A 23,169-nucleotide genomic window follows, 5' to 3' on the forward strand; every position below is an offset into this window, starting at 1 on the left:
TTTCCGCGGCTTTAGTGCAATCCTCTTGGCAGCATTCGGCTGATTCACCGATTGGAAAGCATTCATTAATAGTATGATTGGCGATGTGCATGTGATCCTTGAAGTACCGGTTCAAACAGTCATGTCCGAAGACAAACAGGAACAGGCGCCAGTGAGCGGCCAGGAAGCCCGGACGGCAGACGACCGCCCGCGGCGGACGCGTGTCTTGAAAAAAGGCAAAATCATTTTCCAAGGCGGCCTGAGGTCCTTCCCCTGCATCGTGCGCAACCTCTCCGATGGCGGAGCGATGTTGCAGTTCGAGACCGCCTTTATGGCGCCGCCACAATTCGAGCTGCAGATTGACCTGGAGAACTTCGAGGTCACTTGCGAAAAGCGCTGGGAAGACGGGCTGAAGATGGGTGTTCAATTCATCAGCGAAAAACGCATTGTCGGGGCTCAGCGTGCCCAGACGCTGAAAACCTCCGAAGAGGCGCTGAAGTCCGAAATTGACCTGTTGCATGACAGCCCTGACAATTTTTTCACCCGCCAGCACATGATGGATGATGCCAAACGCGCCCAGCAGCAGCAGGTGCGGCGCACCCGGCCGGCCAGCTCCGGCAAACCCGCCTTCGGCAAGCGGCGCTGACCAATCACCCAGGTTCAGATCCTTGAAAGATCATCGCAAGACAGGTGATGTCGTCGGATTGGGCTGCCTCGGCGGCAAACCTTGAAACTTCTGCGTTTAAAGTCTCGATCCACCCTGTTGCGCTCGCATTTTTTGAGGTTTCAAGAAAGCGGTTCAGCCGGTCGTGACCATAAAGCTCCCCGTTCGGATTGAGGGCCTCCGTCACACCGTCGGTGACCAGCAGCACACCATCGCCGGGCGCGATCTGACGCGTTCGGGTTGGAAAGTCCGTTTTTTCAAAAACACCCGCGATTGGTCCGAGGCTTTCGACCCGCTCACAGTCCCCACAGGTGCCGAGCCAATAAACGTCTTCGTGTCCGGCGCTGGAATAGGAAAGTGTGCCGGTTTCCAGATCAAGGCATCCGTAAAACAGCGTCACGAACATGCATTCCGGATTGTCGTCGGAAAGCACATCGTTCAGGCGGCTGATTACAGTGCCAGGTGGATGGCCTTCCCGCGCCAGTGTTTTCAAGATCATCCGCGAGACGCTCATGAACATGGCAGCCGGCATGCCCTTCCCGCAGACATCGCCAATGGCAAAGCCAAGTTTGGCGTCTCCGACCATGAAGTAGTCATAAAAGTCCCCGCCAACGTCCTTGGCCGGGATCATGGATGCGGCGATGTCGAATGTTTTTCCAAATGCACCCGGGTCGATGCCGGACGGCAGAAAGGAGCCCTGCACCTTGGCCGCCATGCGCATTTCTTCGCGCTGCGCGCTTTTTTCCCGGATCTCGCCCGCCATCTTGTCGAAGACATGGGCGAACTGCCCGAACCGGCCCGCCTCCGCCTTCAAGGTTTCCAGCATGCCGGGTTGAAACGCGTCGTTGCTGAGCGCTTCTGCGGCCTGGGTCAAGGTCGCTATGGCACCGTTCATCCCCTGAAGGCGGCTTCCAAGAGCGCCGATGATGGTCAAGATGGCGTCCGGATGATCGATCAAGAGACCGCGGACAACATCGCGGTCCAGTCTCAGAAGCTGCACTGCACTGCGCGCGCGAACGGTCGCGGTCCGGGGACTGCGGGCGAAAACGGAAATCTCACCGACCATGTCCGGTGCCGTCAGCACCGCCAGGGTGACGTCGCCATGCGGCGTGTCGACATCCACCGACAATTCACCGGACACCAGAAGATAAGCAAAAGACCCCGAATCGCCCCGGCGAAACAGAACCGTCCCGGCAGCAGCATCTTCGATCGGACAGGCAGCTGCAATGTTTCGCAGGTGCTGCTCGTCCATGGAGGCAAAAATGTCGTGCGTCTTTAAGAGCGCGACCAGCGTTTCAAGGTCAGCACTTGCGCTTGAGAACCGTTCGCCGGACGGATCCATTAGATGCCTTTCAGGTTGTTGCTTAAGCCCACGTTGCTTTTGAGTTGAACCATCCCGAAGGCAAGAGCACAAGGGGCAACAAACATCCCGTCCCCCGCAAACAAAGATGGCCGCACGAGACCGCGCGGCCAATTGCATGTGCATAGGAAGAAAAAGAAAAGTCTATTGCGCTGTCCACCCGCCGTCGACCGGGATGGTCGTGCCGGTGACATTGTGGGCAACCGGATGACACAGCCACAGCGCCAAGGCACCGATTTCCGATGGATCGGAGGTGCGCCGGGTCGGTTGTTTTTCGGCCAGAAGATCGGCAATACCTAGATCCCGATCTCCGCCGTGAAGGGCGGCGCGGGCGGCGACCTGCGGCTCGATGATCGCCGTTTCGGTCCAGCCTGGCGCGATGCAGTTGACGGTGACACCGCCTTTGGCCTTGGTGCCGGCGGCGGCATATTCCAGCGCGGCGACCTTGCTCATGCCGACCAGGCCGAACTTTGAGGCGACATAGGGCGCCTTGTTCACCGATGCGACGAGGCCATGGACCGAAGCAATGTTGATTACCCGGCCATACCCCTTCTCAGCCATGACGGGCAGCGCCTTTCGCATCGTGTGAAAGGCGCCGGACAGATTGACATCGATGATGGCTTCCCAGGTCGCCGCATCGAGCTCGGCGTAGCTGGCGGTTTTTTGGATGCCGGCGTTGTTGACCAGAATGTCCGCGCTGCCCCAGTCAGACACCTCCTGCATCATCGCCTCAATGGCCGCCACATCCCGCATGTTGGCGTCAAAGAACCGGGCCTCCGGTGCACCGGCCGCCTCAACAGCGGCCACAGCCTCCGCGGCCTGCTCCGCTGTCGCAAGACCGTGAACACCCACCCGGGCGCCGGCGCCAGCAAGGCTTTGTGCGATCGCCAAACCGATGCCCTGAACAGATCCGGTCACCAGGGCGGTTTTTCTTGTCAAATCACTCATGTTCGTTCCCTCCATCCATCAGCTTTTGTCTCAATTCGGTCTTCAGGACCTTGCCGTAATTGTTCTTCGGCAGCGCCTCGACGAAGTGGTAGGTCTTTGGCCGTTTGAACCGGGCGATCTGCTCCAGGCACAGGGCATCAAGCTCGGCTGCTTCCACGTTTTGCCCGTTGAGACGCACGACAAAGGCAACAACGATCTCCCCCCACTCCGGATCTTCCTGGCCAATCACGGAAACCTCATGCACCGCCGGATGGCTGAGCAGCACTTCCTCCACTTCTCTTGGGTAGATGTTTGTTCCGCCGGAAATGATTACATCCTTGGAGCGGTCCTGAAGCGTCAGATAGCCGTCCGGATCGAGCCGCCCCATGTCGCCGGTCCACAGCCAGCCGTTTCGAAGGGTGTCTTTGGTCGCGGCCGGATTCTGCCAATAGCCTTTCATGACCGTTGCCCCGCGCACAACGATCTCCCCTACCTCGCCGGCGGCAAGATCTTCGCCGTTTTCATCAACGACGCGCACCCGCACGGAAGATTGCGCCGTCCCAACGGAATTCAGCCGGTCCCGCCATCTTGGATGGCTGCGATCGGACACATCAGCCCTGGAGAGCGCAGTGATCCCCATCGGGCATTCCCCTTGACCGTAGATCTGGACAAACCGGGTTCCCATCACCTCCACCGCCTCCAGAATATCGGCCTCATACATCGGCCCTCCGGCGTAAACGATGGTGCGCAGCCCCATACCGTTGAGCCCCTGGGCCTTGGCAACATCCACCATCCGGCGCACCATCGTAGGCGCTGCGAACATGCTGACACATTTTAGGGTTGGCGCGATCCGAAGAACTTCTTCAGTGTCAAATCCGCCGCTTTCCGGAACGACGTGCCGTGCACCGCGCAAGACATGCATGAAGTTGTAAAGCCCGGCGCCATGGCTCATGGGAGCAGCGTAAAGTATGGCCCCGCCCGACTTGACCTCATCCACATCGACAAAGAAGTTGTACGTCATCGATGCGATGTTGCCGCAGGTGATCATGACCCCCTTCGGCCGTCCAGTGGTGCCCGAGGTGTAGAACAGCCAGGCGAGATCGGCCTCATCCAGAGGCACGGGCTCTGAGCGCGGGGCTTCCGATCGCATGGCGTCAAAGTCCGCGCTGCCGGTCATAACAATCTGTGCATCGCCAGACAAAAGAGCAGACAGGGCGTTTGCGGATTTTCCATCACAGAAAACCAGTTTTGCGCCGGCGTCGTCCACCATCCAGGCTGCTTCCCGCCCGTGCAGCTTGGCGTTGATCGGCACTGCAGCCGCGCCGGCCCACCAAATGCCGTAGAGCGCTTCAAGATAGGCTGTGCTGTTAGCCATGAAGACCGCGACCCGGTCGCCTCTGGCAATGCCGCGGCCTTGAAGCGCGTGTGCAATCGCCCCGGCTGTCTCCGCAAATGCCGCATAATCGGCCACCTGGCGCACACCGGAGAAGAGCGCCGGTGCGCCGGGTGATTTTGCCGCTGTGCGTTTCAGCCATTCTGCCGGGTTCATGCCCTTGCCTCCCTTTTCTCCCTTCCGGATACTATTTGCGCGCTTTATCTGGATATTCCGGCAAAACACGTAATGGAGATCGAATGGAGGAGCTGGCTGCCCTTGCCTTTGAGCATGCGCCGATCGGACTGGTTTACTCAGAAGACCGGACCATCCGGAAATGCAATCCGCGGTTTGCGGCGATGTTTGAATATGACACCGCCGCGCTGACCGGTGTCTCCCTGTCGGTGCTTTATCCCTCTTCGGAAGAGTTCTTGCGCATCGGCAAGATCGGGGTCAGCAAGATGCTGGGCAGCGGCACCTATCAGGACGAGCGGATCATGCGCCGGAAATCCGGTGCTCTGTTCTGGTGCCGGGTACGCGGGCAGTCGCGGGACCCTGATCACCCCTTCGCCAAGGCCATTTGGAGTTTTGCCGATATTTCAGAAGACCGGCCGCTCGCCGACATGAGCGTGCGCGAGCGTCAGGTGGCGACCATGCTGGCCGAGGGCCTGACGTCCAAGGAGATCGCCCGCGCGCTCGACATCTCCCACCGCACGGTAGAGGTTCACCGGGCCCGTTTGATGAAAAAATTCAACGCCCGCAACAGCCTGGAGCTGATCGCCCACATCGCCGGTGTTCCGGTCTAAGACGCCGCATGTAAAACGTCGGCTGCACGGCCTTTTGAATTCATTCAACCAAAACAGATGCCGCTCCACACTGGAGCCGTTCAACACCGCGTTCTGTTCAGGTGTGGTTTAGTCATCGCACTGAGGAACGATCGCTTGCACACCCTTCCAGATTATCCACTTCAGGCGAAAGCAAGTAATGAATAAACCAATGCATGCAATAATCTCATGTCGCACAAGTCGATTGCAATTTTCAATTTAAAGCATCTAAAGTCACCACCCTCAATCAAAAATCACATCAGAATTAATAAGTCTAATTTAATAAACTTCTGTCATTTCTTGCAGTAGAGGGGCACATTCATCGAGGGAAGCTATGGGGAAATATGCCAGCGACACACCGGATGTGTTGAATAGGCTCTGCGCAGCACCTCTTTTATTCAGCAAGAAACTCTCAAACAATTCTGCATTCTCTGCATTGCAACGCAGCCTTTGCATTACCTTGCCCGCTATATTGCTCGGCGCCTTCGCCCTTTTGATAAAATACCCGCCTTTTGTTCAAACAGGCACCGGTCACAATTTTCATTTCGGACAAGATGTAGAGGTTGTACTGGATGCGGTGATTAACGCGACTTTCGGCATCGCGTCACTCATCGTGATCGTGAGCTACGCCTACATTTACACAAACAGCGTGAACAGCCAGAAGCGCCGCCCTGTTGCGCACCCGCTTCTCACAATTCTGGTTGCACTCACCAGCTTTTTCATCTTGATCGCACAGGCAGACAGCTCTCAACTCCTGGCCTCTCTCTCCATAAGCCAGGGATTGCCCACGGCCCTGTTCGTTGCTGTTGCAAGCACCGGCCTGTTTCTCTTCCTGTGCCGAAAGAACCTCTTCCGTTTCCAGACCCGCGCGCTCAGCAATGAGGCAATGCTTGGCGATATCTATGGCGTCCTGCCCGCCGCGCTTACAACGCTGATTGTGTTCGCGGGCCTGAAAGGCGCTCTGCTTACTATCGGGTCTGAGCATGTGACCGCCGAGCTTCAGGCACAACTGAACGGCATGGTCGGGAACATCGACAATTCGCTTTGGGGCGGCCTGAAATATGTTCTGTTGTCACAGGTGCTCTGGCTGTTCGGCGTCCACGGCCGGAACATGCTCAATGGTGTTTCGGATTTGCAGCTAATCCCCGCGGCCGACGAAAATATCGCACATGTCGCCGCGGGCTTGCCGCCTACAAACATCATCACATCTCAGGTGTTCGACCTTGTGCACGTCGGAGGCTCCGGCGCAACGCTTGGCATGATCATCGCCATGCTGGTTTTCAGCAAGTTGACCGTGGTGAAGCGCTTCGCCCTGCTGGCGTTGATACCGGCATTGTTCAACGTGAACGAACCGATAATTTACGGCATCCCGATCGTCCTCAATCCGTTGTACGCGCTGCCCTTTCTGCTGGCACCACTTGTAAACACCGGCGTTCTTTATGGTGCGATGCTCCTTGAGTGGATGCCCTTCACGAGCTACGGCGTCGCCTGGACGACGCCGCCGATACTCAACGCATATGCTGTCACAGGCTCTTTCTCCGGGGCCGGAGTTCAAGCCGTCTGCCTCGTGCTGTCGGTCCTCATCTACGCCCCGTTTGTCCGCCTGACCGACACCGTCAGCACGCTGACAATACGAGAGTCTTTAACTGACCTGCTGCGGTTTTCAACCGGAACAGAAACGCCAAGCACTCCAACAAAGTTGTTGCAACGGAACGGTGTTGTCGGCCGGGTGGCCCGCGCCCTTGCCATTGATTTGGAAGCCGTTCTGGATAAAAGGCAGGGTCTTCACCTGGAGTATCAGCCACAGATCAACGCCTGCGATGGCAGCGTGTGCGGTGTTGAAGCTCTGCTGCGCTGGAAACATCCGATATACGGCTACATCGCTCCACCGGTGATTATCCAGCTGGCGGAAGATATGGAGATCATGCCGCAGCTTGGCGAGCACATACTCGATCTGGCGTGCCGCACCCGGGCCGAATGGACCGGTTTTGTGGCGGCCGACTTCAAGATGTCTGTCAATGTAACGCCGTCCCAGATTCTTCAGCACGATTTTGCAGATGTGGTGAAACAGACACTCGCGCGGTATGCACTAGACCCTTCAACCGTCGAACTCGAGATTACCGAGAGCACGGTCCTGTTGCCGGATGACAAAGTCTTTGAGGCGATCGAAAACCTCAGGGCTGTTGGTGTCCGGTTTGCACTCGACGATTTCGGAATGGGACACACCTCTCTCAGGTACATGCAGGCTTTTCCGATAGATACGGTGAAAATCGACCGGTCTTTGACCCGGTCATGCCATGGCGAGATCAATGGGCACATTTTGAAGTCAATTTTTGACCTCAGCGCGTCTTTGGGCTTTGCGACCGTCGTTGAAGGCATTGAAACAGGGGAGGAAAAGGCCTGGTTCTCGCAATCTGGTTGCACCAGCTTCCAAGGTTATCTGTTCAGCCGCCCCTTAGCAGCGGAAGACTTTGTGACCTTTTACATCGAAAACGCCCAGCTGCATGCGCCGTTGACCGCCGCTTTGGACGAAATGAAGAAGGCCAAGGCACCCGCCCGCCGCACACAATCGGTGGCATAAGCGAGCTGGAATACGGGCAAGGCTAGACGTCACGGCACATCCATTTCTCGCATGAGAATGCCAAGCCGAGTTACTGCTGTAACGCGCAACAACACTTGGCACTTAGGCTTTAACCGGGATTAAGTGGGATTGAGCGGTATTTGGCGGAATTCTGCCGATTACGCTGGCATTTTCTGCGCGCCGCCGCGCAACTTCATTTGGCACAAAATCACAGGAAGGATTGTTGCGCAGTTTGTGCCATTAGAAATTTCCTAATGAAAACAGCGACCGCGCAAATTCAAGATGGGAACCAGCTCGCCATCTCTTACGAGAGTTCGCACCACGGCGGTTTTCGCGGATTTCTGCCAGTTTTTCTGTTGGAGCCCCCACACTCACAAGCGGAGGTGGGAACTCATCGAACGAAACATTCCACAACACACAATATGCGAAAAGTGTGACCTGAACCGCAGAACTTTGGCCTTCGAGATCCATGCATTCCAAGGGCTGCAATAATCGAATTGGCTACTCCTCCAAAGCTTGATCTGACGCAACTTCGTCATCTGGCGGGGGAAGTAGTTTTTGATCTGCGTTGCTGTCAACTAGAGCTAATTTTTCTTCCTTTTGATCGACCAAGTGCTGCAATGCAACCTCTTTATAAACATGATATCCTTGGTAGGCGTTCGCCGGAAGCAGTAATACTTCGCCCACGAAAAACATTACATGCATAGTTTTTTGAATTAAGCTGTACAGATCTTTCTTTTGCTCTTTGGGAAGATCGGAAGCGGCTATGCTGTCAACTTTGATTGATAGATTTAGAACAGCGTCGACCGCGGCTTGATGTCCAAAAAACCTTAGGTAGCCTATGACCCGACGTAAATTTTTTATTCCATCAACTATTGGCGCTATGGCCCATTCAGGAATGTCACTAAATTGTTCATGATCGTCATCAACCATGAGCAAAATAGCATCTAGTTTATCCAAGATTGCTTGACGCTCTTCTTCGCTCAGCTTCCGCAACGGTTTGTACTTTTCGGCAGTTGGAGCGAAACTTTCAAGTTTAGCGATATGTTCGTCACTAAAAAGGTTTGCCTTCGTGACTCTCCATTTGTTCATCATGTGGTTAGGGCTAACAAATTGTGTCATGTGATCTAGAGACTTCAATGTTTGACTTCTCATCTTGTCTCTTACAAATCGGTCTTCAACATTGGCGATAAACTCACGCAGAGAACGTATGCGCGAGGCTATGGTGCCAATCAACTCGTACCAATCGGATGTCGATGGATCGCAGTCAAAATACGAGCTCAAGACGCTTTGTGTTGTGTCATCAACTTGGCCGGGTTGAATAGAGGAAAACTCTTCAAAAAGCGCTGCAATTTCGGAAGCTGGATCAGTGAGTTCATAGGTGGCTTTCATAAAATACTTCCATGCCCCAATCTTATGTAATTAACTTCAGGATATTGTTTAGTCATAGACTAAGGATTTACTCGTCAAAATTATCTCCGGGATTCATCGAAGAGCTGTCTGCGCATATCCGCACAAATACCGTCATATCCTGGGAAAAGAGAACCCGCAGTAATACCCATCAGTCGCAACTCTCTTAAAACACTGTCTTTTTCTCGGCAGGGTAGATCAAACGCCTGAAGATATTGAGCCTGCCTGGACTTTTCGCAATCTAGAATATAGCCCTCTATGTCATCGATATTGGTAATGGTGGACAGTGCCTGCTGCGGAAGTGACCGCTCATTGTCAATCGGTATTGTATCTAGCATTGAGAAGTGAGGAAACGGAGTGTCTACGCGGCCCATTTGAGGAAAATCATCCAACCACTGGCGATGATTAAACATATAAATTCGCACCTTTTCTGCTTTGCCTTTGTCATCAGAGAACTTTGCATTTGAAAACGCGAAATATGCCGCCACAAAAGGCGAATGGGTCCAGTCCAACAAAGGAGTAGGATAACCATGATGCTGTATGAGATTCCAAAAAGCGCCGTTTTGGAGTGGGTCTTTTAAATCAAAAAAATGCTTTGTTCGGGCAGAAAATAATTGGTGAAGCCTTGGTATGTCTTCATTGCTGAAACGCGAGAGGTTTTTCCTGGCAGTTCTATGAAACGACGTTCTAAGACGAAACGGTTTTGATTGACCTCGAAAAACCGAGGCGCGGGGCTCCAAACTTGTTGCAAAGGCTTTGAACTTCTCCCAAGAGTTTATTCCCCGTACTGGCTTTATTGCAGATTTAGTATCGGACTTAGATCTAGGCAAAACGCCGGTCCCGTTTGTTCCAATCGACGTTGTCCAATCAAGTTTGAGGATTTTTTTCTTCAGTGATAATTTTACTGTAATCCTCTCGGGAATTTGAACTTCAAAACCACGGCGCGAAAGCTCTCCTCTCGAAATTATATTCAAATTTGCTCGATCAATTACATGCAGAGTTAGATCAAGCTCCTGCACATCAGCCGAGTCCGGAGTTCGAATTAAAGTATAATATGAAATAGGATTCGGATGATCCTCATTTATGTAGGCAACTCCATCGAAAAAATTACCTCGATCATCCAAGTTTATCATTATGTTTCCACTGTTTGTTCCTTCGAAATTCCCAATCCACTGCCCATACATTTCCAACCCCACATTTTAAATATTTTAGCAATCTAGAATTTAAACTTCCGATGACAATATCTTAGATTGCGCCTGACTTACGCGAATGCTCATATGGCACAATCGATAATTGCATTAAAATCAAGCCTCGCGTTTCCCAGCGCCAGGTTCTGCTTTGGCTTGTAACAGGTTTCGTTTGATGCGGGATGCAAGCCACGGCAAAAGACTCGTGAGTTCGTTGGCGTCGGCAGGATCCTCAGCCCTCTCAATCAGAGCATTGTAAGCACTGGATTGCTCGTCAAAGAGTGCATCTGGCGGCAGTGTTATGCCTTCAGCTTTATGCAGTTTGGTGACCAAGCGTCCGACCTCGCGGAACACGTCTGGCTTAATCGTATGAAAACTCGGTCCTGACGGAACAACAGAGGGATCTGCGAACATTTCCCCGGCCCCGGTTAAAAGCCACTCTAGGCTGACACCAAGATCAGTTCGATATCTGCTGAGCACGTTTGCATCCGGGGTGCGTTCACCTCTTTCGTAGTACGCCAACGAAGCGCGGCTGACACCCAAAGACTTACCAAACATCTCGCGGTCCTGGTCCCCGAAATGGTGCCGGACTTGGCGCATACGCGTACCCAGCTCGGTCTTTGACTCTTTTTCAGGTCTCGCCAAATCTAAAATAGCTACTTTTGGTATTTACAAAATAACAAATGTAGCTTATCCCTCTTTCATCGGCCCGACTGATCGGCCCGACTGGTTACACACAAAATCCAAAGAAAACGGCTTGCTGCAACAAACCGTTTTCACGAAAGGCACCCGCTATGGCCAAGCCTAAACAGGTTCCCAAAGGTGGCTGGGATCCGTTTTCCATCAAAGCCGAGCTGCATCGCCAGCACATGACAATGGCCAAGCTCGCTGAGGCGAACGGCAAGGATCCCAAGTCCATGTCCCACGTCTGGAAACGTCCACTCGCATGGGCCGAGGAAGCCATTGCGGACTTTCTCGAAACCCCCAAAGAAAAACTGTTTCCAGGCCGCTATCCAAAGACGACCGCCCGAATCCTTGATAGCAAATATGCGACTTATGCCGCTAGGCCAAAACGGCCAGCGTCCGTGGATAGGGAGGCGGCATAAATGGCCATTTCCTGTCATCCAAGCCCGCCAGCCCAGACAGCAGCCCAAACAACGGCGTCTGGCTACATTCTCGCCAAGACTGCCAAATCTGGCATCTTCTATTTTTTCACAGGCGTATTCACGACCGTTAACGCCGAGACCGGGGATCTCCTCGTTGGGGAAACCGGCCTCTTTCCAGGTGATGCCTTTCTCTATGAAAGCCGACGGACCGCGCAGCGGATCGCCAACCAGCTCAATCGCGCTGGCATCGGCTCCCGCTGGCATGCTGTTCCAGCTTCCACGCCCTTTGAAATTCCCTTTGCGCCCACCGCACATCCGGGCGCCGGGGGAACCGCGCCACCTGCGGCTTAGTGGTGGGATGCGGCGCTGCCGCTTTGCGTGGCCTCTGACCAAGATGCTGCGTTCCTCCCCAACTTACCGGGCGGACCACCAGGTCGCTCCTGCCGCCCGGTCTTTTTGAACGGCTTTCAAGGGGTATGTTCGATGGCCGACACAACAATCAAAATCTCACTTATCGATGTTCCAGAGACCCGGCTGCGCCCGGTGGATCCGGATTGGGCTGCAACGCTCGCCGACATGATCCGAGAGGCAGGGCACAAAACCCCAATCGACGTTGTTTCTGAAGGGGAGCGCTTCCGGCTGGTCGCTGGTGAACACCGCCTCGAAGCGTTCAAGCTTTTGAAGCGTAAAGAGATCGCCTGCCGGGTTCTTACCCCAACGACCGACCAGCCCGCAGAAGAGCTGCGGTTGCATGAGATCCTGGAAAACCTTGGCCGCAAGGATTTCAACGCCCTGGAGCGCTGTGAAGCTCTTTTTGAATTGAAACGCATTTATGAGGCGCTGCACCCGCAGACAAAGCATGGCGGCAAGCGCGGAAATCAGCATACGGGCGGTGAAAAGAGGCAAGTTGCAATTTTTGCATTTTGCCAGAATGCCGAAGACAGCACCGGCCTTTCATGGCGCTCAATTGCCCTCGCTGTACAGATCTACAAGGGTCTGTCGTCCGCCACCCGCGAACGGTTGAAAGGAACCGCCTTCGCAGACAAACAGTCCGACCTCAAAGCGCTGGCTGAACTGGACCACGACGCGCAAGCGAAGGTCCTGGACCTTGTTCTGGGTGAACTTCCAAAGGCTGGCTCGATTGCCGACGCAAAACTGCTTTTGTCGGGAAGACCGCCGGAGAAAGACACCGAAAAACTGCTCAAGCGGGTGGGTGACATTCTGCCAAGCCTGCCCCGCGCCGCGCGGTTCGCCGTCTTCCGCAATCACAAGAAAGACATCATCACTCTTGTGAAAAAAGAGGGCTGGCTCGATGCGTAGAGGCCGCCCCCCAAAAGACACCCTTACCCCGGACATGTTCCTCGATTGGACACCGCCGAAGGTAGCCGTCGGGTTTGAGCCGAACGCCATCCCGGGCACCCGGCTCGCCTCCCGGATCAGCCGCGCCGTTTCGAAGGCCCTCAAGGAGTGTGACAAAAGCCGGGAGGAGATCGCGGCCGCAATGACCGATCGCCTGGGTCACAAGGTCACCGTCGCAACGCTGGACGCCTATGCCAGCGAAGCCAAGCTCGACAACAACATCACAGTGGAGCGGTTCATTGCGCTCATAAGCGCGACCGGTAAGACCGAGCTGCTGGGCTTTCTTGCCGATGACTTCGATCTGAAGGTCGTTCCCGCGAAATACGAAAATGTCATTACCCTCGCCCTGATCGAAGATCACGAAAAACAGGTCTCCAATTTCAAGAGAACCCTCCAGGCAAAAGCGTGGGGGTCCCGATGAAACTCTGGCTGACAGCGCAGGAGATCGCCGACCTCAAGCTTGACGGGTTTCCGGCGTCCAAACGCGGCATTCAAAAGGCCGCCGACCGCGAAGCGTGGGCCGCCAGCGGCCTTGCCCGCAAACGCCAAGGCCGCGAGGGCGGCGGCGGGCTTGAGTATCACATCGACCTCTTACCGCTTGCGCAACGGCTCGAGTATGCGGGAACGTTTATCCGTGTAGAACGCGAGGATTACCTCACCGAGACCACCAACGAGTTGAACCGGCGCGAACTCAGCACCCGTGATGCCCGCCTGATCGTTCTTAAAGTTGCAGACCGGTTTCGGAAGACAAGCGGGCTTGGCGCGACGGGTTCTGATCACCTTTTTTGCGAGCTGTTCGAGGATAACAAGGTACCACTGCCAGAGTGGGTCCTGGACCACGTGAAAAAGGTTTCGCCGCGAACAATGAGGCGCTGGCGAGATGGGGCACTTACGAACATCAACCGGCTGGCCCATGACCCCGCGAATGCCAGAAAAGGCAGCGGTGTCCTTGACCGTGCGGAGGATGGCCGTGTGCGCGCCTATTGCCTTGCCGCTTATGCCTCCAATCAGTTCCTCAGCGCCAAGCACATCCGGGAGGCGGCGGTCGCAGAGTTCGGTGAAACCGTATTGGTCACCGGAAAATCCGGCCAAAAGCGGGTCTCTATGCCGCCTTTAAGGACGTTTCAAAACGCCCTTAAAAACTGGCTAGAAACGGAGAAGAACGTCCTTCTCAAAATCACCGATCCTGACGCCTACAAGTCCAAGGTCCGGTTTGTGGCATCCGGCGCAAACCGGATGGACCGGCTCAATCAGAAATGGGAAATCGACGCCTCCCCATCCGATGTCATGACGCTTGACGGGCGCATGAACATTTACGCGGCCATCGATCTTTATTCCCGGCGGGTCATCATTCTAGTGACAAAAACGCCGCGCGCTGACGCTGTCGGCCTTCTGATCCGCAAATGCATCCTTGCCTGGGGTGTTCCCGAAACGATCAAAAGCGATAACGGCTCGGATTTCACAGCCAAGTCCATTGTTCGGCTGCTTGGCGCGCTCGGGATCGAACACGAGCTTTCCACTCCCTATAGCCCCGAGCAAAAGGGCACCGTTGAACGCGTGATCGGGACCTTCCAACGCGACTTCGCGGCCGTGCAACCAGGCTTCATTGGGCACTCGGTTGCAGACCGTAAAGTCATCGAAGCCCGCAAAGCGTTCTCGACGCGTCTGGGAACTGATGACGCCAAGCTTTTCAATGTCGAATTGTCGGCTTTGGAGTTCCAGAAGCAGGCGGACCAATGGGCGGAAGATCGCTACGCCCACACACCGCACGAAGGCCTGAAGCGCAAAACACCGTTCGATGTAGCGCGGGCGTACACCGGCAACGTTCGAGCCATCCGGGATCAATCGGCGCTTAACGTTCTACTTGCACCAATCGCTGGGCAAGACGGCCTCCGCAAGGTGACAAAACAGGGCATCCGCGTCGACGGAGAATATTTCTACACCGGGGACGTTTTGCCGGGTGCTGAAATCCTCGCACGGCATGACCCGGACGACCTGGGCCGCCTTTGGCTATTTGACCCCGATGGGGAAACCTATCTCGGTGAAGCGGTGAACCCGGATCTCGCTGGTATGGACCCGGCGGAAACCATTCAAAAAATCCGCGCCAAACAGAAGGCAATTGAAGAAGAACGCTTGGCAGATATCCGCCGTGAAAAGCGGCGGATTAAGCCCCGCACCATCGCAGACGCGCAGCGGTCGGCTCACCAAACCAATGCGCATGTTCTGAGTTTTCCGAAGCCCACCGAAAAGCACGAGACCCGCCAAATCGAGGCTGCGGCAGCCGTGGCCGCAAAGCGGGCTCCAAGGCCGCTGTCAGACGCTGAACAAAAGATCATGGATGAGATGAGCGCAGCGCCCTCAGCCACGCAGAAAGTTCAACCGTTGAATTCCAACCATACGCCAGAGGACCGGTTCAAACGGGCCAAACGGTTGGAGAAAAGAATAGCCAATGGCGAGTATCTGGCGGACGCCGATGCGCTTTGGCTCACCGGTTATCAAGCCGGTCCTGAGTACCGGGCATTCAACATGATCTACGAGGATTTTGATCGTTCGGAGCAAGTACCGCCCGCGTCTTAATGGGCAAAAAACAACCCCGGAAGCTGCAACTTCCGAGGCTGAAATTAGTCGAACTAACGGAAACAAAGATGACCAATACAAGCCACAGTGTCAATGGCGGGTTAGCAAGCCTCAGAAACGTCGCAAGGTTTCTGACCCTAGCAAACACCCTCATTCACCGCCCCCTCGGGCTCCCCGGCATCGGTGTTTTTCATGGCCATTCCGGTCTTGGAAAAACCCAGGCCTCCATCTATGCGCAGAACAAGACGCGGGCGCTACGGTTAGAGATCGGGGATAGCTGGACGAAGAAAAAATTCCTGCAGATGCTTTTGCGGGAAGCCGGGATAGAACCCCGCCAGCGCACGATTGCCGACCTCACCGAGGAAGCGATAGCCATCCTCGCCGACGACCCCCACAGGCCGCTTTTTATCGATGAGGCGGACAAGCTCGCCGACAAGGGCATGCTGGAGCTGGTCCGGGAAATCTACGAACACAGCCAAGTGCCCATCATGATGATAGGCGAAGAGCTGCTGCCGGAGAAGCTGGAGAAGGTCGAACGTTTCCATAACCGGGTCTTGAGCTGGGTACAGGCCGAAACGTGCGATCATGATGACGCCCGCAAGCTCGCCGACCTCTATTGCCCTGGTCTGGAGCTTTCCGATGACCTCATTGATCTCACGCTGGACCGGGCGAAAGGCAAGGCCCGCCTCCTGGTGGTGAACTTCAACCAGATCTTGGCCCACGCTCAGAACACCGGTGAAAAAATCCTGACAGCGGCACACTTTGACGAGGGCTTCTTTGCGACCGGTCAAGCCCGGCGCCACCGGGTTCGGAGGGCCGCTTGATGTCTATTCAATTGGAACTGCGGGTCACACCCGGCGTCCCCGTTTATCGCGGCCATGACCACTACTGGAGCGTGATGCGGGATCTCGGCAAAAACGGCGCTGAGTTCACCCTTGCCGAGATCGCCAGCCGCTCGAATGATCCAAGGGACAAGTCAATTGGCGATTTCCTGCAACGGTTGATCAAAGCGGAAATCGTGGCGGTGAGCCGATCATATAACGAGCCGACGGCGCGCGGCGGGTCCGTCAAACATAACGTCTATCGCCTGATGTCGCGTCCAACGAAAACGCCGGTCGTCAACCGGGATGGATCTGTCGGACAGCAGGGCGAGAAGAACGCCAATATGTGGACGGCGATGCGCTGCTTAAGCCAATTCACCAAACATGACCTCGCTGTCTCGGCGGCGACCGATGAGCTGCCGGTCAGCGTCAATTCAGCGGCCACGTACATCCAACATCTGTTCAAGGCCGGGTACCTTCTGGTCATGCGCCCCAACAAATCGCGTGTCCCTGCGGTCTGGCGCCTTAAGCCCTCCATGAACACCGGCCCGGAAGCGCCAAAGATCCTCAAAACCAAGTTGGTTTATGACGTCAACAAAGGTTGCGTCATGGGCGCACCACTGGCTGAGGAGTGCGCGGCATGAACCAGCACGTTTCTTTTGCTGAAAAGACCGACCAGGCCTGGAACGGCGCCCCACCGGATTGGGTCAAGGAGCTGGCGCTCATCGCCGACAGCACCAGCCTATCTGCCTGTGCAAAACGCCTGAGCTATTCGACCGCCGTCTTAAGCCAGACGATCAGCAACAAGTACCCCGGAGATTTGGAGAAGATCGAGGCAACTGTTCGCGGTGCGCTCATGCACGAAACCGTTGACTGCCCAATCGTCGGCGAGATCGGCCGCGACCAGTGTCTGAAACACCAAGCCGCTGACCGCGCTTTCACCAACTCCGTCCGCACCCGGCTTTACAACGCTTGCAGGGGTGGGTGCCCGCACTCCCGCCTGAAAGGAGGCAAGGATGCTTAGCAATGATCTTCAGCTCTGGGGGAACATGTGCATGGTCGCCGCCCAGAAAGGCGATTTAGGCCAGCTTCAAGAGTTTACCCGACGCATTGGCAACAGACTGCTGGAAGGTGCGGAACGGGCGCAGGGCATGGAAAGCCTACCCGCAATCATCCCGGCTCCATCGGACCACGTGGTCATTGATTTGTGCGATGACAAAATCATCCTGTTTCCAAAAGCAAAGCTTCGGGCCGTTCCGACAAATGATGGGGGCGCGGCATGACCAAGATCCCAGCCCCCCTCACCTACCGGGACCAGGCCCTGTTGGTTGGCTACATATTTCTCGGTGAAGGCATGGACTTCATTGCCGCCGAGCTTGGCCAGTCACCTCTGGCTACTGAACTTGCCTACAAGGACATCCTTTCGGCCATCCAGGGCGTTGATCTTGTCCCGCCAGCGAAACCCGTTTCTGACGACCATGGGCCAAAAACAACGCCGCCGGTCGCCGCCGCTTCATCCGAAACACGGGTCGCTAACAAGCGGTCTGCCGGGGCAACAACGAGCCACCCGGCAAAATGGCAACTGCGCCGGTTTCGAACAATCCCAAGCGCGGTCAGGCAAGCCGAACGCGGCCCCCGCGACGTGACCGCCGCACTGATGGGCGATCCATCCGCCGCCGCTTACGAAAGATCGCTTGCCAGACCGGCAACCAAGAGAGCCGCCAGGCACCCCGCGAAATGGAGCTGACAATGGAAGAATGCACCACACAAATTGAGACGCCCGAAAACGGTATCGAGTTGGTTGCCGGGAAACCCTACATGCGCAACGGCAAGGGTGACCTGGTGGCGGTCGACAACATCAAACCGCAACACCAGCTTGAAGACGAAATGGTGCGCAAGATTATCGGATTTGCGCAACCGCTCTCCGATCAGGTCAAGCGTTTCCGGGGCCACACTTTCACGGACCTGGGCGAGCTGGACGCACTATTGGAGCAGCAATACGGCGTCACCAAAGGTGGCCGAAAAGGCAACCGGACCTACCAGACCTTTGACGGCCTGAAAAAGGTGCAGGTCCACATGGCCGATTTCATCGACTTCGGGCCGGAGCTTCATATCGCCAAATCGCTGATTGACGAGTGCCTGATTGAATGGGCAGCCAACAGCCGCCCGGAGATCCAGTCAATCGTGACCCGTGCCTTCAACACCGACAAAGAGGGCCAGATCAACAAGTCCGAAATCTTCATGCTGTTGCGATTGGAAATTCAGGACGAGCGCTGGAAGCGGGCCATGGATGCCCTACGCGACGCAATGAGGGTGACAGGATCGAAGGCCTACGTCCGCTTCTACGAGCGCAAAAGCACAGAGGCTGCGTGGGTCCCAATCACAATCGACCTCGCCAAGGCCGCATGACATGCCCCGCCTCACGAAACCGTCGCAGTACGAGTTGAGTGAGACGCAAACCCTGCGCGACCGGCGGACCAAACTGTCGCGCAGGGTCCGTTGGCGGCCCGGACTGCAGGCCGAACAAGCCGAGTTGAAGGCCGTTACAAACGAACTTTTGAGGCGGGAACTATCAACGCCGCCAAAGCCCACACCGCTCGGTGACGCCGGGGCCGTGGGCGGGCAAGCGCAAGGCAGGCTCCCTTACAAAGACTGAGGCAAAAATGACCGCCATTCGCACAATTCATACCCTCAAAAACCGGATCGGGTTTGACGATGACACCTACCGGTCTTTTCTGGAAAGGCACACAGGGTCCCGGTCCTCAAAGGACATGACCAGCAACCAGCACAAGATAGTGATTTCCGAGCTTAAAAAACTGGCGCCGCAGGACGGAAAAAGGGCCACCGGCCGGTTTGCAAAGAAACTCCAGGCGCTATGGATCGCCGGTTATAACCTTGGTGTTGTCGAGAACAAATCAGACCAAGCCATGATGGCTTGGCTTAAGCGCCAAACCGGTTTGGATCATCACAGGTTCTTGTCCCATGCAGACGACGCAGCACGAGCGATTGATGCCCTTAAAATCTGGATCCGGCGCGATACCGGCAACCCGGATCTGTTCACCCACGACAAGACGCGCGCCCGCCTTCTGAATAATCCACGGTTTCAAGTCTGCCTTCATATCTGGACCGAGCTTTTCAAACAGAACCGGCACCCCTCCGGTTCGTTGGAGCAGCTGCTGCGTTGTGTCAGCGGCAAGGAGAGCGCCGATCTGCTGAGCGATGGTGACTGGATCAAGGCAATGAACCATCTGGGCCGCTTCTACCGAAAGCCAACGCCATGACTGATCGCGCTGCTTTTACCGTCAAGATGAACGAGATGGTCGAGATCGCGGGGCTGACACCGGACGCAGTCTTGGTGCTCACCCGCGAACGCGGCGGCACAAAACTCAACGTTCCGGCAAAGGCACCGGATGGGCACTGGCTGGTTCATCTGATCGGCCGGGACAACGCGGACAAGCTCTGCGCGTACTACGGCCGCGAGGAAATCGAGGTGCCCCTTGGCCCAAACGCAACCGCGATCCAGCGCCGGGAACAAATGCGCCGCTTGGACCGCGAAGGCCTTTCCTACGGGCAAATCGCGCTCCGCGTTGGCGTCGACCGGCGCACGGTTATCCGCCACGTTAAAGGCACTTCAAACCGGCCTAAAAACGCCGACCAGGCGGACATGTTTTTAGATCACCACCCGAGGCCGCGAAGAACGTAGTTTGCAGCCATGCGCTTGAGGCCGTGAACCAGTATCCTTCAGATACCAGCGGCGGCCTGCATGCGATTTCGAAACTCAACCACACTGTCGTCCTCGACCAGTAGGCCCGTTTCTGAGAATGTCTTGTAACTATTGCGGAAGGTGTCGGTTGTCCTAACCCTTCTAGTGTGAATTCTTTTTTTATTTTCTGAATTTCGGCGCGTGTGCGTCATTGTTCTGACTAATGGAAAGTCAGGATATGTTCGTCGCAACCTGGCTGTCCATCGCTCATAATCGTGGAGCCGGATCTTGTATCCCTCGCAAAAGTATCCAAAATCGTAGAGGCCCCTGTCTACACCGGTTTTTATAATTCGGACGGTCCGTTTGTCTAAAAAGAAATAGGTGGCTGTCTGTCCAACGCCGAACTCTTCGCACATCCACCTGATATGAGCTGCAACGTCGGGGGCTAGCCGCAGACGTATAATCAGGTTTGAAAATTCGTCTTTCAATATCATGCCGTTCTGCCCTCACGAAGAAGGGCCCAAATGGGCCCCTCTACCATCAATTTTGCTTGTGCAAACGGATGGTGATGATCGCTACAATCAGACCGATTATGGTCGCCACATCAGCGGCCAACCCGATACAGCTTATGGCATCCATCTCTGCTCGCTTTCTCCCGCCAGTAATGTTGCGGGGAAACGAATTCCTCTGCTCTCCTGGCGATCACGAGCCCTACTAATGTGGAATAAACTCAGTATTTTTCAATGTACAATTGAACTTCCTTTTAACTTCAGCCTACACCACCCACCCCGGCACCTGTCACCGCTCTAGCGGCCCCGCCCTTCCCGTACCTTTTCCGCGTCATCGGCAATCTGCCGAATTTCCTCTTGAGAGGCGCGGAACATGTCCGACATCATTGCCAAACTACGCGAGGGCGGCGGCCAATCGGCCAACGATGAAGCCCTGGAACTTGCCGCCCGCCGCATCGGGTGCGACGTCCTCGTCCTCAAAGCGATTGACGAGGTGGAAAGCAACGGCTCGGCCTATGACAAAAAGGGCCGGCTCATCATTTTGCCCGAAAAGCACGTGTTCTGGCGGGAACTCCCGAAGGCCCTGCGCGCCCGCGCCAAACGTCTAGGGCTTGCCGTTCCTAAGTGGAGCCGGGGCAACTACAAGGGCCTTGGCGGAACCGGGTCCGATGCCCGTTGGACCCGGCTGGAGAAGATGGTCGATCTGCACGAGATCGCAGGGCTACGCTCCGCCTCCTACGGCTCCAAACAAATCATGGGGTTCAATCACGGGATCTGCGGCTACGACAATGTCCGCGATTTTGTGCTTGCCTTTGCCCGGTCCGAGGCCGCGCAACAAGAGGCCTTCATCAAGTATCTGGAAGGCGTTGGCCTCGCCCAGGCTCTGCGGGACAAGGACTTCCGCCAGATCGCCCGCCGCTACAACGGATCCGGCCAGGTCACCCGCTATTCCGGGTTAATGCGGGCGGCCTATGACCGGCTTGCGGCCAATAACGGCAGCGCAGCTCTCAAACCCGAGGACGCCAAGATCCTTCGCCTCGGGTCTGAAGGGGACCGCGTCCGTTTCCTGCAGGAACAGCTGGTCCGTCTCGGCTATCACCTTAAGACCGATGGCGACTTTGGCCCCGCAACCCGCCGCCAGGTCGTCGCGTTTCAGGTCGATCACGGTCTCAAGCCGGATGGCATTGTTGGTGACAAAACCAACTCTGCCCTGGAGGCCGCCGTTCCAATCAACAGCCAGCCCGGCGGAAGCCGGGACAGCTTGACCGTCAAAGACCTGCGCCAAGGCGGATCCCAGACGATCAAGCAGGCAGACCGCCTGACCGGTCTTGGCGTCGGCGCCGTGGTGACCGGTACCATTGCCGAGGCCGTGGGCGGTGTCGGCTCCATGGCTGGCATCGAAACACTCCGTAACTTCTCCGGTCTTATCCAAGAGGTCTCGGGGCTGATCAAACCGGTTCTAATCCTCATCGGTGACAACAAGTGGCTCGCATTGGCGGCCATTGGCGCCGCCGTCTTCCTCCTTGCCCGCAAGATCAAACTCCGCCGCTTGGCGGATGCTAAAGAGTGGAGGCACGTCGGATGACCGGTTTGATTTTCGGGTGGGTCCTGAAGGTTTTGAGCGCCAAGTCCATTGACAAGGTCTTGGCCTATCTCAAGGCCGACGCCGCCCGGCAAACCGGTGAGGCGAAGATCAAGTCAGAAATCACGATTGCCCAGATCCAGGCGGGCGTGGCGCAGACCCAAATCATGGCCGACCTGAACAAGGCCAAGTTCGCCCACGCCCCCTTTTGGATCTTCGCAGGGTTGTTTGTTGTGCCCCTGGGGTTGTGGTGGACCGCCGTCATCTTGGACAGCATTTTCCTGTTGGGCTGGGGCGTAGACACAGTGCCAATCCTAGAAGACTGGGGCGGCGAGATGATCCGTTGGCTGTTCTACACCGGCGGGGCGGCAATGGCCCTGAAGGCTCTGAGATAGGAGTGGCCAGTGACAAGCACTGATCTCATTTTTTCACTCCTGGTCACGGCAACGGTTGGCGGCCTTTCAACGGCCGCGTTCGGAGCTGTTCTGGTGGCAGAAACCGGACGCGGCCTTTGGGTCGTGAAAACCGGGGGGCTCACCGCCTTGATGGCCTTCCTTGTTGCATGGCTGAGCTAGGAGCCCCCGGAATGATCGAAGACATCAAGAACTGGCTGGCCGTCTTCAACACTGCGGGCCTGATTGTCCTGGGGGTCTACGGGTGGCTAACCGCCCGCGCCAAGGGCAATTCGGAGCACCTGCAAAAGGTCGACAACAAGCTCATTGAGCATGACCGGCGCATTCAATCGGTCGAGAGCGAACTCAAGCACATGCCGGACAAGGACGATGTCCACGACCTCAAGCTGGCGTTGGCGGAGCTGCGCGGAACGGTCGGCCGGTTGGATGAAAGCCTGTCCGGCGTATCGCGCACGGTGCGGCGCGTTGAGGAACACCTAACAAACGGGGGCCACTGACATGAGCTACCAAGACATCGTTGCCGAAGATTGCCGACTGGTGATCTTGAAGGCCCTCGCCAAAGAGCCGGATCACCGGCTTAACGAAACCGTTTTGACGCGGGTCCTGGAACAGTTCGGCCATTTGAAAAGCCGCGAGTATGTCCGGACACAAATCCGGAAACTGGAGGAGCTTGGCGCGGTCAAGGTCGCCGTGGCCGGGTCTGTTCTTGTGCCCCAATTGCTTCAGGCGGGCCTCGACCACGTCCAGCGCAGGGCCTTTATCGAGGGCGTTGGCCGTCCTTCATTGGAGGGCTGA

General features: G+C 56.0%; 28 protein-coding genes. 22 read left to right on the forward strand and 6 right to left on the reverse strand.

Annotation, left to right across the window (positions count from 1 at the left end):
• Nucleotides 1-91 precede the first annotated feature (91 nt).
• Entirely contained in the window at nt 92-625 is a 534-nt protein-coding gene (locus AC0J4F_RS21600) for a PilZ domain-containing protein (protein WP_209177289.1), read from the forward strand.
• Between the two features lie 4 nt (nt 626-629).
• On the opposite strand, the gene AC0J4F_RS21605 is transcribed toward AC0J4F_RS21600, so the two are convergent.
• From AC0J4F_RS21605 to AC0J4F_RS21615, 3 genes are all read right to left on the reverse strand, one after another.
• Entirely contained in the window at nt 630-1,985 is a 1,356-nt protein-coding gene (locus tag AC0J4F_RS21605) for a PP2C family protein-serine/threonine phosphatase (protein ID WP_473024651.1), read from the reverse strand.
• A gap of 162 nt (nt 1,986-2,147) precedes the next feature.
• Nucleotides 2,148-2,951, reverse strand: a complete 804-nt coding sequence (locus AC0J4F_RS21610; protein ID WP_473024652.1) for an SDR family NAD(P)-dependent oxidoreductase — start codon at nt 2,949-2,951, stop codon at nt 2,148-2,150.
• On the reverse strand, nt 2,944-4,479 hold the full coding sequence (locus AC0J4F_RS21615) for a class I adenylate-forming enzyme family protein (protein ID WP_473024653.1): 1,536 nt from the start codon (nt 4,477-4,479) through the stop codon (nt 2,944-2,946). Before AC0J4F_RS21615 ends, AC0J4F_RS21610 begins: the two co-directional genes overlap by 8 nt.
• 83 nt (nt 4,480-4,562) lie before the next feature.
• Between AC0J4F_RS21615 and AC0J4F_RS21620 the strand changes: the two genes are divergently transcribed.
• Both AC0J4F_RS21620 and AC0J4F_RS21625 read left to right on the forward strand, forming a co-directional pair.
• On the forward strand, nt 4,563-5,108 hold the full coding sequence (locus AC0J4F_RS21620) for a LuxR C-terminal-related transcriptional regulator (protein ID WP_473024654.1): 546 nt from the start codon (nt 4,563-4,565) through the stop codon (nt 5,106-5,108).
• A 352-nt stretch (nt 5,109-5,460) separates the two neighbouring features.
• Nucleotides 5,461-7,707 (forward strand): EAL domain-containing protein, encoded by a 2,247-nt coding sequence (locus AC0J4F_RS21625; protein ID WP_473024656.1) that lies wholly within the window; start codon nt 5,461-5,463, stop codon nt 7,705-7,707.
• A 501-nt stretch (nt 7,708-8,208) separates the two neighbouring features.
• On the opposite strand, the gene AC0J4F_RS21630 is transcribed toward AC0J4F_RS21625, so the two are convergent.
• The 3 genes from AC0J4F_RS21630 to AC0J4F_RS21640 form a co-directional block, all read right to left on the reverse strand.
• The gene (locus AC0J4F_RS21630; RefSeq protein ID WP_473024657.1) at nt 8,209-9,099 is read right to left on the reverse strand and encodes a hypothetical protein; all 891 of its coding nucleotides are present in this window, start codon (nt 9,097-9,099) and stop codon (nt 8,209-8,211) included.
• An 80-nt stretch (nt 9,100-9,179) separates the two neighbouring features.
• Nucleotides 9,180-10,250, reverse strand: coding sequence for an FRG domain-containing protein (locus tag AC0J4F_RS21635; RefSeq protein WP_473024658.1), 1,071 nt, complete (start codon nt 10,248-10,250; stop codon nt 9,180-9,182).
• 171 nt (nt 10,251-10,421) lie between these two features.
• Nucleotides 10,422-10,904: a helix-turn-helix domain-containing protein gene (locus AC0J4F_RS21640; protein WP_473024659.1), complete on the reverse strand. Its 483-nt coding sequence runs from the start codon at nt 10,902-10,904 to the stop codon at nt 10,422-10,424.
• 194 nt (nt 10,905-11,098) lie between these two features.
• Between AC0J4F_RS21640 and AC0J4F_RS21645 the strand changes: the two genes are divergently transcribed.
• The 19 genes from AC0J4F_RS21645 to AC0J4F_RS21735 all read left to right on the forward strand — a co-directional run bounded on the left by AC0J4F_RS21645 (nt 11,099) and on the right by AC0J4F_RS21735 (nt 23,169).
• Nucleotides 11,099-11,410 (forward strand): helix-turn-helix domain-containing protein, encoded by a 312-nt coding sequence (locus AC0J4F_RS21645; protein WP_473024660.1) that lies wholly within the window; start codon nt 11,099-11,101, stop codon nt 11,408-11,410.
• Nucleotides 11,411-11,761: a hypothetical protein gene (locus AC0J4F_RS21650; RefSeq protein WP_473024661.1), complete on the forward strand. Its 351-nt coding sequence runs from the start codon at nt 11,411-11,413 to the stop codon at nt 11,759-11,761.
• A 132-nt stretch (nt 11,762-11,893) separates the two neighbouring features.
• Complete coding sequence (locus AC0J4F_RS21655; RefSeq protein WP_473024662.1) at nt 11,894-12,730, forward strand: ParB N-terminal domain-containing protein; 837 nt, start codon at nt 11,894-11,896, stop codon at nt 12,728-12,730.
• Nucleotides 12,723-13,190, forward strand: coding sequence for a hypothetical protein (locus AC0J4F_RS21660; protein ID WP_473024663.1), 468 nt, complete (start codon nt 12,723-12,725; stop codon nt 13,188-13,190). The genes AC0J4F_RS21655 and AC0J4F_RS21660 overlap by 8 nt, the downstream gene beginning before the upstream one ends.
• Entirely contained in the window at nt 13,187-15,346 is a 2,160-nt protein-coding gene (locus AC0J4F_RS21665) for a DDE-type integrase/transposase/recombinase (RefSeq protein ID WP_473024664.1), read from the forward strand. The genes AC0J4F_RS21660 and AC0J4F_RS21665 overlap by 4 nt, the downstream gene beginning before the upstream one ends.
• Before the next feature lie 68 nt (nt 15,347-15,414).
• Complete coding sequence (locus tag AC0J4F_RS21670; protein WP_473024665.1) at nt 15,415-16,170, forward strand: AAA family ATPase; 756 nt, start codon at nt 15,415-15,417, stop codon at nt 16,168-16,170.
• The gene (locus tag AC0J4F_RS21675) at nt 16,170-16,811 is read left to right on the forward strand and encodes a hypothetical protein (protein ID WP_473024666.1); all 642 of its coding nucleotides are present in this window, start codon (nt 16,170-16,172) and stop codon (nt 16,809-16,811) included. Before AC0J4F_RS21670 ends, AC0J4F_RS21675 begins: the two co-directional genes overlap by 1 nt.
• Nucleotides 16,808-17,191, forward strand: coding sequence for a transcriptional regulator (locus AC0J4F_RS21680; RefSeq protein ID WP_428527108.1), 384 nt, complete (start codon nt 16,808-16,810; stop codon nt 17,189-17,191). Before AC0J4F_RS21675 ends, AC0J4F_RS21680 begins: the two co-directional genes overlap by 4 nt.
• A complete protein-coding gene (locus tag AC0J4F_RS21685; RefSeq protein WP_473024667.1) occupies nt 17,184-17,450 on the forward strand; it encodes a hypothetical protein in 267 nt (88 codons plus the stop codon). The genes AC0J4F_RS21680 and AC0J4F_RS21685 overlap by 8 nt, the downstream gene beginning before the upstream one ends.
• Nucleotides 17,447-17,914: a hypothetical protein gene (locus tag AC0J4F_RS21690; protein ID WP_473024668.1), complete on the forward strand. Its 468-nt coding sequence runs from the start codon at nt 17,447-17,449 to the stop codon at nt 17,912-17,914. The genes AC0J4F_RS21685 and AC0J4F_RS21690 overlap by 4 nt, the downstream gene beginning before the upstream one ends.
• Before the next feature lie 2 nt (nt 17,915-17,916).
• Nucleotides 17,917-18,576, forward strand: a complete 660-nt coding sequence (locus AC0J4F_RS21695; RefSeq protein ID WP_473024669.1) for a DUF3164 family protein — start codon at nt 17,917-17,919, stop codon at nt 18,574-18,576.
• Nucleotide 18,577: 1 nt separating this feature from the next.
• The gene (locus tag AC0J4F_RS21700; RefSeq protein WP_473024670.1) at nt 18,578-18,823 is read left to right on the forward strand and encodes a gas vesicle protein V; all 246 of its coding nucleotides are present in this window, start codon (nt 18,578-18,580) and stop codon (nt 18,821-18,823) included.
• Between the two features lie 7 nt (nt 18,824-18,830).
• Nucleotides 18,831-19,448 (forward strand): regulatory protein GemA, encoded by a 618-nt coding sequence (locus AC0J4F_RS21705; RefSeq protein ID WP_473024671.1) that lies wholly within the window; start codon nt 18,831-18,833, stop codon nt 19,446-19,448.
• Nucleotides 19,445-19,870 carry a hypothetical protein gene (locus tag AC0J4F_RS21710; protein WP_473024672.1) on the forward strand — a complete coding sequence of 142 codons (426 nt, stop codon included), beginning with the start codon at nt 19,445-19,447 and terminating at the stop codon, nt 19,868-19,870. Before AC0J4F_RS21705 ends, AC0J4F_RS21710 begins: the two co-directional genes overlap by 4 nt.
• A gap of 882 nt (nt 19,871-20,752) precedes the next feature.
• Nucleotides 20,753-21,964, forward strand: a complete 1,212-nt coding sequence (locus tag AC0J4F_RS21715) for an N-acetylmuramidase domain-containing protein (protein WP_473024673.1) — start codon at nt 20,753-20,755, stop codon at nt 21,962-21,964.
• On the forward strand, nt 21,961-22,356 hold the full coding sequence (locus AC0J4F_RS21720) for a hypothetical protein (protein WP_473024674.1): 396 nt from the start codon (nt 21,961-21,963) through the stop codon (nt 22,354-22,356). The genes AC0J4F_RS21715 and AC0J4F_RS21720 overlap by 4 nt, the downstream gene beginning before the upstream one ends.
• A 9-nt stretch (nt 22,357-22,365) precedes the next feature.
• On the forward strand, nt 22,366-22,536 hold the full coding sequence (locus tag AC0J4F_RS21725; RefSeq protein WP_428527128.1) for a hypothetical protein: 171 nt from the start codon (nt 22,366-22,368) through the stop codon (nt 22,534-22,536).
• Nucleotides 22,537-22,547: 11 nt separating this feature from the next.
• Nucleotides 22,548-22,871, forward strand: coding sequence for a DUF2730 family protein (locus AC0J4F_RS21730; protein WP_428527129.1), 324 nt, complete (start codon nt 22,548-22,550; stop codon nt 22,869-22,871).
• Nucleotide 22,872: 1 nt separating this feature from the next.
• Nucleotides 22,873-23,169, forward strand: a complete 297-nt coding sequence (locus tag AC0J4F_RS21735; RefSeq protein WP_428527131.1) for a VpaChn25_0724 family phage protein — start codon at nt 22,873-22,875, stop codon at nt 23,167-23,169.

The organism is Roseibium sp. R5, assembly GCF_055755305.1.